This window comes from Palleronia aestuarii (assembly GCF_003253995.1).
GTDB classification, from domain to species: Bacteria; Pseudomonadota; Alphaproteobacteria; order Rhodobacterales; family Rhodobacteraceae; genus Palleronia; species Palleronia aestuarii.
In genome coordinates, this window is record NZ_QKZL01000050.1 from 1 (window position 1) to 10971 (window position 10971).

A 10971-nucleotide genomic window follows, 5' to 3' on the forward strand; every position below is an offset into this window, starting at 1 on the left:
GGGATGAGCCTGACGTCATGGCCGAGCCGTGTCAGCTCCCGCCCCCAGAAATGCGCGCCACCGCAGGCTTCCATCGCCACGAGGCAGGGCGGCAGCTTGCCGAAGAACTCGAGCACCGCGGCCCTTCTGAGCTTCTTGCGAAAGACCACGCCACCTCTGGCGTCAGCGCCATGGACCTGAAACACATTCTTCGCGAGATCCAATCCGACCGTGGTAATCTCCGACATGACCGCCTCCCAAAATGGATTGTTGCGATCCCACCCTGGCACGTCGATGCCGTCGGGGGGCGGTTACAGCATCAGAGCCGTATCGAATCCTACTTGCAAAGGTCTCACTTTCACGGGAATCCAAGGGTCGATGATCGGCATGTGACCTGCTCCAAGAAGTCACGGAGCGCGGCGTCGCCGTCGCGCCGGACCGCGGCGAGGATCTATAGCACCGTCGTCTCCAAGGCCTCCGTCTCCCCGGCCTCGGGTCGCGACGGTGCCTTCATCTGCTGGACACCGGGCGGCAGGCCCACGACAGGCTCAGACATGGGCCGCGACCTCCGCGATGCTTTCGCGCAGGATCCCGGCGCAGCGGTCGATCGTCGCGTCGTCCATGACGAGGGTCGGTGACAGGATGAGGATGTTGCCGAGCGGACGCGCGACGAGGCCGCGCTTCTGCGCCGCCTGCGCGACCTTGAGCCCGACGAGTTCCTCAGGGGCGAAAGGTGTCTTGTCGGCCTTATCGCGCACGAACTCGATGCCCATCATGAAGTGGCTCCCGCGCACCTCCCCCACCATGTCGAGGTCGCCGAGCGCGCGCAGCCCCGCCTCGAACCGCCGGCCGCTCGTGCGCACCCGCTCGGGGATCCGCTCGCTCTCCATCAGCCCGATGTTGGCGAGCCCGGCGGCGGCGCCCGCCGGATGGCCGGAATAAGTCATGCCGTGGAAGAACATGCCGCCGGGACTCGAGACGACCTCGTGGATCTCGTCGGACAGGATCGTCGCGGCGAGTGGCTGGTAGCCCGAGGTCACGCCCTTGGCGACGGTGATGATGTCGGGCTGCACGCCGAAGACCGCTTCCGACGCGAAGAAGTGTCCGAGCCGTCCGAAGGCCGTCACCACCTCGTCGGCGATGTACTTGATCTCGTTGTCGCGGCAGATCGCGGCCATCGCGCGGTGATAGCCCTCGGGCGGCACGATGACGCCGCCCGCGCCCATGATCGGCTCCGCGATGTAGCAGGCGATGTTCTCGGCCCCGATCCTCTCGATCGTATCCCTGAGATCGTCGAGCAGGGCGTCGAGGAACTCGGCTTCGCTCATCCCGTCCCCCTCGCGCCAGTAATGCGGGCAGCGCAGGTGGTGGACCAGCCCCTCGGCACGGTCCCAGCCCTCGGAATAACCGGGTGTCGTCATCGCGATGGCAAGATGGGTGGAGCCGTGATAGGCGCCGTGCCGGCTCAGCACCTTCTTCTTCGCGGGCCGGCCCAGGCGGTTGAAGTAATGGTGCAGGATCCGCACCGCGCCGTCGTTGGCGTCCGAACCGGAACTGCTGAAATGCACCTTGTTGAGCGGACCCGGCGCCAGCTCCGCCAGCTTGGCGGCCAGCGCCGCCGCGGGCGGGTGGGTGAAGTTGTAGAAGGTCGAATAGAAGTCGAGCGTCTCGAGCTGGGTGGTGATCGCGTCAATGATCTCGCGGCGCCGGTGGCCGGCATTGACGCACCAGAGCCCGCCGATCCCATCGATGAGGCGGTTGCCTTCGCTGTCGAAGACGAAGGCCCCGTCGGCAGCGACGATGACGGTCCGGGCGCCGTCCTGCTTCAGGGCGTGCAGGTTCGCCCAGGATTGCACGAGATGGGTATCGGCGGTGAGTACGCCGTCGGTGGAGACGTCCAGATCGAGGGACATGGGTCAGACCTTCCTGAAATCCTTAAGTTGCGCGGACCGCAGATCGGCCGCGATGGGCCGGGAGATGTCGGCCACGAGAAGCGCCTCGGAGCCGCCCGCCGCGGCAAGCGGCCGCGCGTCCGGCCCGGCGATGATCGACCGTCCACCATAGATCATGTCGCCTTCGGTTCCGACGAAGTTGGCATAGGCGATGGTGAGGTCCATCTCCGCCGCGCGGGCGGGGACGAAGGCGGTGGAGACGTGCTCGAACCCGGTCGGGTTGGCCGTCGGGACCAGCACCAGCTTCGCCCCCCGCTGGGCCAGCGCGCGGACATGGGGGGCGAACTCCACGTCGTAGCAGATGAGCAGGCCGGTCCGGACGCCGCAGAGGTCGAACAGGCAATAGTCTGAGCCGGGCGAGAAGCTGGCATTCTCCATCGCCCCGAAGAGCTGGATCTTGCGGTAATGGCCGAGCGCCGCACCGTCGGCCCCGAAGGCCGACGCGGCGTTGTAGACGGCTTCCCCGTCGCGCTCCGCCCAGCCGAGCGTGATGCCGCAGCTCGCCGCCCGCGCGATCGCGGCCACCCGGCCGGCCCACTCGCCGTCCCGGGGTTGGGCCATGGCGGCGTGCAGGTCGGGGCGGTTGTATCCGGGCAGGAACAGCTCGGGAAAGACGACCATCTGCGCGCCAACCAGCGCCGCGGCGCGGGCGACGGCGTCGATGCGGGCAAGTCCCGCCTCGACGTCGCCGCCGATCGGCGGCCCCTGATGCAGCGCGAGCTTCATCGTCACTTCTTCAGGTTGGTCCAGATGGCGTCGTAGAGAACCTGGACCTCCTGCGGGCAGGCTTCCACGAAGGCGGTCTTCACGTTCTCGGGCGGGTTGCTCTCGGGCGAATTGGCGATCTCCGGTTCGAGATAAGGCTCCGTGCCCGTCACTCCCGAAGTATAGGCCGCGTAATTCGTGACGGCGGCGGCGTTCTCGGGCTCGAGCAGGAAGTTCATGAATTTGATCGCGTTGTCGCGGTTGGGCGCGTCCCTGAGGAGCGCCACGTTGTCCATCCAGACGATCACGCCCTCCTTCGGGAAGGCGTATTCGACGTTCGCCCCCTCGGCCCGCGCCTTGGCCGAGAAGCCCGACCAGATCATCCCGGCCGCGGCGTCGCCTGAGACCAGCACGTCCTTGGCCACGTCCGAACCGAATGACGCCCATGCTGGCTTGGCGCCGATTACGAGCGCATTCAGCGCCTTCAGCTGGTCGCGGTCGGGCGTGCATTGCGGGATCCCGAGATAGAGCGAGGCGAGGGTCAGCGTCTCCCCGCTCGTGTCGAGCACGTTGATGCGTCCGGCCAGCTCCTCCGGCGGCTCGAAGATCACGCCGAGCGAGTCGATGGGGCCGTCGTAGACGTCGCGGTTCACGGCATAGGAGGTCGTGCCCCACTGGTAGGGGATCGAGGATTGGCGGCCGGGATCGAAATCGACATCCATCCAGCGATCCTCGACATTGCCGAGATTCGTCATTTCCTCGGGCGTGAAGGTGTCGAGCATCCCCTCCTGGGCGAGGATCTTGACCATGTAGTCGCCCGGGACCGCCACGTCGTAGGACCCGAGCCGGCCCGCCTTCAGCGAGGCCAGCAACGCCTCGTTGCTGTCGTAGGTGTCCATCGTCACCTCGACGTCGTATTCTCGGGCGAACTTGTCGAGCAGCTCCTGCGGCATGTATTCAAACCAGTGGTAAATCGACAGGCTGCCCTCGGCCGTGGCGCCGGTGGCGAGGCCCATGGCGAGCGCGGACGTCGTGAGGAATGTCTTCATGGCGTTCTCCGTCATTGTCATTTCCTGGATTGCCCCGCCCGTCCGATGATCCAGGACAGCGTGACGAAGACCACCGAGACGCAGAGAAGCAGCGTCGAGATGGCCATGATGTTGGGCTTGATGCCCTGCTTGACCGATCCGAAGATCGCCGTGGGCAGCGTCTCCACCCCGGCCCCCTTGACGAAGTTGGTGATCAGGAAGTCGTCGAGCGAGATGATGAAGGCGAGCAGGAAGCCCGAGAGGATCCCTGGCGCCATGAGCGGCAGCAGGATCAGCCGGAACGCCTGCCATGGCGTCGCGTAGAGATCCATCGCCGCCTGCTCGTAGATGTCGGACACACCCTGCATGCGCGCCGAGATCGGCAGGTAGGCAAAGGGGATGCAGAACACGATATGGGCGATGAAGATGGTCATGAGACCGGTGGTGAAGCCGATGGTGATGAAGAAGACGAGCGAGGCCACGGCGGTGACGATTTCCGGCACCATCAGCGGCAGGTTGATGAGCGCGAGGCTCGCCACCTTGCCGCGGAACCGGCCCGCCCGGCTCATCGCCACGGCGGCGGCGGTGGCGAAGGCCGTGGAGAGGAGGGCCGCGCCGGTGGCGATCGCGAAGGAATTGATCGCCGCCTGCCGGAACTTCGGAGCCTCGGGCCCGGTGAAGACATCGACGTACCACTTGAACGAGAACCCGCCCCAGCGGGTGATCGAGCTCGACGCATTGAAGCTGTAGATCGCGACGATGATCAGCGGCGCATAGAGCACGACGAGGCAGAGCACCGTCATCGCCCGGAAGCCCGCGAAGCGCCGCAGATCGGTCGCCACGGCCATCAGCGGGCCCCCTTCGCCTGGGAGCGCGCGTAGAGGAGCAGGACGCCCAGCACGATGCTGAGGAGGATCATCGACGCGGCCGCTCCGAACGGCCAGTTTCCGGCCGCGCCCTTGAACTGCTCCTCGATGAGCGAGCCGATCATGAAGGTCTTGGCCCCGCCGAGCAGGTCGGGCGCCAGGAACGCGCCGAGCGAGGGGACGAAGACGAGGATGCAGCCCGCGACGATGCCCGGACGCACCACGGGCAGGATGACGAGCCGCAAGGTGGTCCACGCGCCGGCATAGAGATCCGCCGCGGCCTCCGAGAGTGCGAAGTCGTAGCGCTCGACCGCGGCGTAGATCGGCAGGACCATGAAGGGCAGATAGCTGTAGAAGAGGCCGATCTGCACGGCAAGATTGGTGTTGACGAGCCCCAGGGGGCCGTCGACGACACCCGTCCAGAGCAGGAACTCGTTCAACGGACCGGTGTCGCGGATGAGGAACTTCATCGACACGGTGCGGATCAGCAGGTTCACCCAGTAGGGGATGGTCACGAGGAACAGCCAGGCCGACCGCGTCCGGACGTCCCGCGTGGCGATGAACCAGGCTGTCGGAAAGCCGATGACGAGGCAGAAGAGCGTCGCCAGCCCGGCCTGCCAGATGGAGCGCCAGAAGATGCCGATATAGGTCCACTCGATCACCGGCGGCTCGTCGCCGAAGAGGCCGCGGTCGAGAAAGAACTTGTCGTAGGCGGCGAGCGTCGGGTCCCAGATCACGCCGCCGCGGAACTCCTTGGTCAGGAACGAATAGACCGCCATCAGGAGGACCGGCAGGACGAGGAAGATGCCGATGAACGCCCAGACGGGGAGCATCAGACGGGGCCCGTTGCCCCGGTAGATCCCGGACCCCGTCCCGGTCCCCGGTGGCGCGACGCCCGCCATCAGTCGGTAAGCAGGCGCGCCGCGCCTGCCTCGAGCTTCAAGCCGATCTCGGCGCCGCGCTCGGGTATGGCAGAGCCTGCGGCGTTCTGGATTCGCACCACCACCGCTTCGTCGTCGGCCAGCCGGGCGTGAAGCTGGATGTCGGTCCCGAGATAGACGTGGTCGCGCACGGTCGCGGTCAGATCGCCCTCTCCCGCGGCCACGAGCTCGATCCGCTCGGGGCGCACCGACAGATGGCCCGGCCCGGCGGCGACCGGCGCGGCGGCGGCGCAGGCGAAGGGCCGGCCGCCGGGCAGGAGAACCTCGGCGCGGGACCCGTCGACCGACCGGATCGCGACGTCGAGAAGGTTGGTCTCGCCAATGAAGCCGGCGACGAAACGGTTGACCGGAGCCTCGTAGACCTCGCGCGGGGTTCCGATCTGCTGAACGCGGCCGTCCGACATGACCGCGATGCGGTCGGACATGGTCAGCGCCTCTTCCTGATCGTGGGTCACGAAGACGAAGGCGATGTCGGTCTCGCGCTGGATCTGCTTCAGCTCGACCCGGACCGCCTGGCGGAGCTTCAGGTCCAGCGCGGAGAGCGGCTCGTCGAGGAGCAGCACCTGCGGCCCCGGTGCCAGCGCGCGGGCCAGCGCGACGCGCTGCTGCTGCCCGCCGGAGAGCTGCGCCGGCCGCCGCTCCGCGAAATCCGCGAGACGCACGAGCGCCAGCACCTCCCGCGCGCGTGCCGTCGCGTCGCGCCGGGTCCAGCCCCGGCGCAGTAGGCCGAACATTACGTTCGCCAGGACATCCATGTGCGGGAACAGGGCGTATTGCTGGAACACCGTATTGACTTGGCGCCGGTGCGGCGGCAACCGCGCGATGTCCTCGCCGTGCAGCCGGATCGCTCCGCCCGACACCTCCTCGAAGCCGGCAATGCATCGCAGGAGCGTGGTCTTGCCGCAGCCCGAGGGGCCGAGCAGGGTGAAGAACTCGCCGTCGCGGATGTCGAACGACACGCCGTGCAGGGCGGTCAGGGTGCCGTAGCGCTTGACGACGTCATCGACGTCGACCGCGATCCCGATGCCACCCGACGAATCCACTTGAGCCATACCCCCGTTCACTGGATCATCACGCTATGAAGCGCGGGCGCGGGGTATATACCCCCAAGGGGGTATGATGGCGGTTCCGATCGATACGGCCGAGCGCCGCCTCGGTCAGGCCATCGCGGCGCTCGGGACGAATGGTTTCGCGGCATGCTTCTACGCCTGGTTGCGCCACGGCCTCGATTGCGACAACGCCACCATGCTCGCCTACTTCCAGGACCGCCGACCCGAAATCCTCTATGTCTGCGCGGCCGCGACCGAGGTCCATGAGAACCTGGAAAACGCATATCTTCCGGGCGCTTACCTGCTCGACCCGTTCCACGACCTGCATGTCCGCAAGGTCCCGCCCGGCCTCTACCGCCTGCGTGAGATCGCGCCAGACGCGTTCACCCGGAACGAGTATTACGCCGCCTATTACCGCGCCACCACGCTGATCGACGAGATCGCCTACGTCTCCTATCCGGCGCCGGGGGTCTCGGTGCATGTCTGCCTTGGACGCGATGCGGGTTCCGGACGGCCGTTCTCGGCGGGAAATATTGGCCTTGCCCGCAAATTGGAGCCGATTGCCCGGGAATTGTGCATCCGGCAATGGTCCGCCCTGACCTCCAGTGGCGACTACGCCGATGCGACGATCGCGGGGCGGGTGATCGCGGCGATGCGGGCGCGACACGCCATCTCGCTCAGCCCGCGGCAGGCCGAGGTCGCCCTCCTGATCCTGCGCGGTCACAGTTCGGTATCGATCGGCCTGCGCCTCGGGATCAGCCCGCAGACGGTGAAAGTGTTCCGCCGACAACTCTATCGCAAGTGCAACATCTCCTCGACCGCGGAACTCTTCGCGCTGGTCATGCCCCTGCTCTCAGAGCCGCCCCCGAAAACCGGTCCCGCCCCGACGCCCGATGCCGCCTGATCCGACGGGGCGACGGGGGTTGCCCTGGGGATACCGCACGGAGGCGCCTCAGACGTAGGGGGCGGCGACGCACCCGAGGTATTCCTGCCGGCCCGATCGCGGTTCTGTAGAGAGGCTCCGGGCATCGTCTGCCACCTCCGCAAGCGACAGCGCGCCCGCCATAATCGCCCGCGCTTCTTGCTCGTCCCAACGGCGGTAGCGGTCCGCGAGGGGCTCGCTCAGAACGCCGTCCGCGATCATCCGCTCCGTGGCGAAGAGCACCCTTGCGAAGGCGTCCGTCGACGCGACATGGGCGTGGAGCAGGTCCTCAAAATCGATCGACTGGCGCCGGATCTTGGCGTCGAAGTTCACGCCCCCCGTGGAGAAACCGCCGTTGCGCAGGACTTGGTGGAACACGAGCGCCAGTTCCCTCGGATTTATCGCGAACTGGTCCGTTTCCCAGCCGAGCAGGTCGTCGCCGCGATTGACGTCGAGCGAGCCGGAAAGGCCGTGGGTAAGGCCTTGGCAACTTCGTACTCAAAGGAATGTTCGACGATGATCGCGTGGTTCTGTTCCAGGTTCAGCCTGACATTGGCCAACAACTCGTACCGCGCGAGGAAACCGTGCACCGTCCTCGCGTCGTAGTCGTACTGGTGCTTGGTAGGCTCATTATTCTTCGGCTCGATGAGGATCGGCCGCCGGAACCCGATCTTTTGCTTATAGTCCACGATGATCGCCAGGAACCGGCCGAGCTGGTCGAACTCCTGCGCCATGTCAATTTTCAGAAGCGTTTTGTAGTCTTCGCGCCCCCTTCCAATAGACGTAGTTCTCGCCGCCGAACCGGTACGTCGCGTCAAGCGCGGCCTTTACCTGTCCTCAGGCATAGGAGAAGAGGTCTGGGTCTGGGGTCGGGGTTGTTCGCGGCGCCCGCCATGTAGCATGGATGCGAGAACGGGTAGGCGGTGCCCCAGAGCGGGCAGATCCCCAACGCGGCCATCTTCTCTTCGAAAAAGTCTACGACCGCCCCGAGATTGGCGACGCTTGCGTCCAGGTCGTCGCCCTCCGGCGCCAGGTCGACGTCGCGGAAGGCGAAGAACGGCACGTCGAGGAGGCGGAACATCTCGAAGGCGACGTCCGCCTTCTCGATCGCCCCCGACATCCACCGCCGGACCAACGTGGGCGTCCAGAACGGATCGCATCTAGGCCAATTGAAGGAATGCCAGTAGCAGGCGGAGAACCTCAGCTGATCCTTCATCCGGCGGCCCATCACGATACGGTCCTTGTCGTAGTTTTGGGACCCATCGAGTTTAGCGTAAGGGCATGATCCATCGCGTGAAAGCAGAGCAATGAATATGTCTGATCTCTTCTGGCTGAGCGATGCGCAGATGGCGCGTCTGAAGACCTATTTCCCAAGGTCGCATGGCAAGCCGCGTGTCGATGATCGGCGCGTCCAGGGCGGGATCATATTCATCAATCGCAATGGGTTGCGTTGGCGCGACGCACCGAGAAAGCATGCCTCCCACAAGACGCTTTATAACCGTTGGAACCGTTGGAGCGACAAAGGGATCTTCGCGAGAATGATGGCCGGACTGGCTGCCGGACACAGTGAGAAGAAGACCGTAATGATCGATGCCACGTATCAGAAGGCCCGCCGCACGGCGTCCAGCCTGGGCGCGAACGTATGGCCCGCCCCGATTGCAGGCGCCGATTGGCTGATGGTGTGAGCAGTCTGCAAAAACGTATTCGGTATGTCGGCGCATCGGCTGCTGGCAAGATGGAGATCCGCGCGTCCCGATCCTAATAACGGGGCCGGCCTCGGAGGGCAATTTTGCGCCGGAGGGTTTCGAGACGTCGATCGACCGTCATGCCATCTTCCTTTCACCACTCGCAGTTCGTCACGTCGGGCGAAGTATTCGCGTCGAACGCGTGTTTCTCAGCTCATCGCCTGCGGCGCGGGATCGTAGGCGCGCCCGTGATGGAGCAGTGCCCAAACGGTACGGGCCATCTTTCAGGCCGGTGCGACTACCGCAACATTGGAATGTACGCGGGCGAGAAGCGCACGCAGCCAAGATCCGATCGCCGTGTCGCTCCTAGCAAACGAGGGCATGGCGGATCGCGCCCTGGATCAGCATCTTTAGCAGATACCGACTGCCCCGCTTCGTAATCCCCAGCAGCTTCGGCTTGCCGCCGGTTGCCGCTTGGCGAGGGACAGGGCCCAACCATGCGGCGAGGTCGCGTCCCTTCGCAAACGTCACCGCATCGCCCTCGGCCGCGACCAACGCGGTGGCGTTCAAAGCGCCGACCCCGAGAATGCCGGTCAGGCGACGAGCCCTTGGCGTCAGTTTGCGCCATGGTGGCGAACTCGGCATCGAAGGCGCCGATGCGCCGGTCCAGCTCCGCCCATCGCTTGCGCATGTCCTCGAGGAAGAACGCCATACGCGGACTCACGGCTTCCGCGTCCGGAGCGAGCAATTCGGCAAGCACGCTGCGCAGCCTGGCATATCCCTGCGCCACGGCATGCCCACGCTCGAGCAGGAGCCTCCGGACCCGGTTGGTCAAAGACGTACGCTCAGCCACGAGCCGGTCCCGAACCCGGTGAAAGATCTGCACGTCGAAGCTGCTCTTCACTCTTAAGCTCGACGAACCGCATCATCGGTCGGTTCGCCGCCTCAGCGATGGCCTCAGCATCGCGGTCGTCGTTCTTCTGTGCCTCCAAATAGGGCCTCACGTATTTCGCCGACATCAGCCGGATCTCGAGACCCAAGCCTGCCCGTGTTCGCCCCACGTGATGCGTACCACAGCACGCCTCCATTGCCATCGTTCAGGGGTGTTTGATCCCTCTGTTTGATGGCTTGATCCTTCCAAGGGAATGGAAGGAAACACTATGGAGACCTTGTTGCGCTAATCGAAGGCGAGTACGCTCTGCCCCTTTCCCCGTTGGGCTCAGGCAATGGCTTCGATCTCGGCCCTCCCAAGGGCCGAGCAGCGGTTCATGATGGCGATGCGGATCTGAATTTCGGCGGTCTGGCGATCGGGGTCTAGTGACATGATCTGGTCGCCGAAGAGCTTGAGGCGGTTCATCTGGGCCTCGACGCGACTTGGGATGTAATAGCCTGCCCATTTCTCTAGATCGAGGCGCTGTTCCACGAAGTTTGCCTGGGATTCACATCAGGAGTCCTACGACATAGCTGGGCGCCATATCCAAGCCTGTGCCGACCCGCTACCGTACCCTGAACTGGTCATCCTACAACGCGTCGCTGCGTGAGCGTGGGTCGCTGACTTTCTGGCTCGACCCCGTTACACCATGGCATGCGGCGGCGTCCGGCAAGCGCGGGGCGCAGCCGGTCTACAGCGACGCCGCCATCCAGGCATGCCTGACGATGAAGGGTGAAGGGCGTCCCGGAAACAGGCCGGTGGCCTGTTTCAGCCCTGAACGGGCGGAGCCCCGGGCCTGTTCGGCCTGCCGTTGCGCCAGACGACCGGCTTCGTGGCCAGCCTACTGAAGCTCGCGGGTCTCGACTGGCCGGTGCCCTTCGTCGGGCGATCCTTCCACTGGAAGGATCGCTGA

At 65.4% G+C, this 10971-nt stretch carries 10 protein-coding genes and 5 pseudogenes; 3 read left to right on the plus strand and 12 right to left on the minus strand.

Annotated elements, in window-relative coordinates:
- From LX81_RS21000 to LX81_RS21030, 7 genes and pseudogenes are all read right to left on the minus strand, one after another.
- Positions 1 to 227: pseudogene (locus LX81_RS21000) on the minus strand (IS110 family transposase); the annotation flags it as partial.
- Positions 228 to 527: 300 nt separating this feature from the next.
- Entirely contained in the window at positions 528 to 1892 is a 1365-nt protein-coding gene (locus LX81_RS21005) for an aminotransferase class III-fold pyridoxal phosphate-dependent enzyme (protein ID WP_111539207.1), read from the minus strand.
- Positions 1893 to 1895: 3 nt separating this feature from the next.
- Positions 1896 to 2657, minus strand: a complete 762-nt coding sequence (locus tag LX81_RS21010; RefSeq protein WP_111539208.1) for a carbon-nitrogen hydrolase family protein — start codon at positions 2655 to 2657, stop codon at positions 1896 to 1898.
- A 2-nt stretch (positions 2658 to 2659) separates the two neighbouring features.
- On the minus strand, positions 2660 to 3685 hold the full coding sequence (locus LX81_RS21015) for an extracellular solute-binding protein (RefSeq protein ID WP_111539215.1): 1026 nt from the start codon (positions 3683 to 3685) through the stop codon (positions 2660 to 2662).
- A gap of 17 nt (positions 3686 to 3702) precedes the next feature.
- On the minus strand, positions 3703 to 4512 hold the full coding sequence (locus LX81_RS21020) for an ABC transporter permease (RefSeq protein ID WP_111539209.1): 810 nt from the start codon (positions 4510 to 4512) through the stop codon (positions 3703 to 3705).
- Entirely contained in the window at positions 4512 to 5432 is a 921-nt protein-coding gene (locus tag LX81_RS21025; protein WP_111539210.1) for an ABC transporter permease, read from the minus strand. Before LX81_RS21025 ends, LX81_RS21020 begins: the two co-directional genes overlap by 1 nt.
- Positions 5432 to 6523 carry an ABC transporter ATP-binding protein gene (locus LX81_RS21030; RefSeq protein WP_111539211.1) on the minus strand — a complete coding sequence of 364 codons (1092 nt, stop codon included), beginning with the start codon at positions 6521 to 6523 and terminating at the stop codon, positions 5432 to 5434. Before LX81_RS21030 ends, LX81_RS21025 begins: the two co-directional genes overlap by 1 nt.
- A 67-nt stretch (positions 6524 to 6590) precedes the next feature.
- Here LX81_RS21030 and LX81_RS21035 point away from each other — a divergent pair, with 67 nt between their 5' ends.
- Positions 6591 to 7424 carry a helix-turn-helix transcriptional regulator gene (locus LX81_RS21035; protein WP_111539216.1) on the plus strand — a complete coding sequence of 278 codons (834 nt, stop codon included), beginning with the start codon at positions 6591 to 6593 and terminating at the stop codon, positions 7422 to 7424.
- Between the two features lie 48 nt (positions 7425 to 7472).
- Here the strand turns inward: LX81_RS21035 and LX81_RS21040 are convergent, their stop codons facing one another.
- The 3 genes from LX81_RS21040 to LX81_RS21050 form a co-directional block, all read right to left on the minus strand.
- Positions 7473 to 7820, minus strand: coding sequence for an apurinic/apyrimidinic endonuclease family protein (locus tag LX81_RS21040; protein ID WP_111539212.1), 348 nt, complete (start codon positions 7818 to 7820; stop codon positions 7473 to 7475).
- A 20-nt stretch (positions 7821 to 7840) separates the two neighbouring features.
- The gene (locus LX81_RS21045) at positions 7841 to 8176 is read right to left on the minus strand and encodes a hypothetical protein (RefSeq protein ID WP_111539213.1); all 336 of its coding nucleotides are present in this window, start codon (positions 8174 to 8176) and stop codon (positions 7841 to 7843) included.
- Between the two features lie 80 nt (positions 8177 to 8256).
- Positions 8257 to 8673, minus strand: coding sequence for an apurinic/apyrimidinic endonuclease family protein (locus LX81_RS21050; protein ID WP_146259517.1), 417 nt, complete (start codon positions 8671 to 8673; stop codon positions 8257 to 8259).
- An 82-nt stretch (positions 8674 to 8755) separates the two neighbouring features.
- Between LX81_RS21050 and LX81_RS21055 the strand changes: the two are divergent.
- Positions 8756 to 9073: pseudogene (locus LX81_RS21055) on the plus strand (transposase); the annotation flags it as partial.
- A 341-nt stretch (positions 9074 to 9414) separates the two neighbouring features.
- On the opposite strand, the pseudogene LX81_RS23040 reads toward LX81_RS21055, so the two are convergent.
- Positions 9415 to 10221, minus strand: a pseudogene (locus tag LX81_RS23040) (IS110 family RNA-guided transposase); the annotation flags it as partial.
- A 125-nt stretch (positions 10222 to 10346) separates the two neighbouring features.
- A pseudogene (locus LX81_RS21065) lies at positions 10347 to 10529 on the minus strand (IS5/IS1182 family transposase); the annotation flags it as partial.
- 71 nt (positions 10530 to 10600) lie between these two features.
- On the opposite strand from LX81_RS21065, the pseudogene LX81_RS21070 reads away from it, so the two are divergent.
- Positions 10601 to 10935 (plus strand): annotated as a pseudogene (locus LX81_RS21070) (transposase); the annotation flags it as partial.
- Positions 10936 to 10971 lie beyond the last annotated feature (36 nt).

What these genes read in the sequence shown, in the direction of transcription:
- LX81_RS21035 (WP_111539216.1), top strand. Translation starts at nt 6,591, where the DNA reads ATGGCGGTTCCGATCGATACGGCCGAGCGCCGCCTCGGTCAGGCCATC.
- LX81_RS21005 (WP_111539207.1), bottom strand. Translation starts at nt 1,892, where the DNA reads ATGTCCCTCGATCTGGACGTCTCCACCGACGGCGTACTCACCGCCGAT.
- LX81_RS21025 (WP_111539210.1), bottom strand. Translation starts at nt 5,432, where the DNA reads ATGGCGGGCGTCGCGCCACCGGGGACCGGGACGGGGTCCGGGATCTAC.
- LX81_RS21020 (WP_111539209.1), bottom strand. Translation starts at nt 4,512, where the DNA reads ATGGCCGTGGCGACCGATCTGCGGCGCTTCGCGGGCTTCCGGGCGATG.
- LX81_RS21030 (WP_111539211.1), bottom strand. Translation starts at nt 6,523, where the DNA reads ATGGCTCAAGTGGATTCGTCGGGTGGCATCGGGATCGCGGTCGACGTC.
- LX81_RS21045 (WP_111539213.1), bottom strand. Translation starts at nt 8,176, where the DNA reads ATGGCGCAGGAGTTCGACCAGCTCGGCCGGTTCCTGGCGATCATCGTG.
- LX81_RS21015 (WP_111539215.1), bottom strand. Translation starts at nt 3,685, where the DNA reads ATGAAGACATTCCTCACGACGTCCGCGCTCGCCATGGGCCTCGCCACC.
- LX81_RS21010 (WP_111539208.1), bottom strand. Translation starts at nt 2,657, where the DNA reads ATGAAGCTCGCGCTGCATCAGGGGCCGCCGATCGGCGGCGACGTCGAG.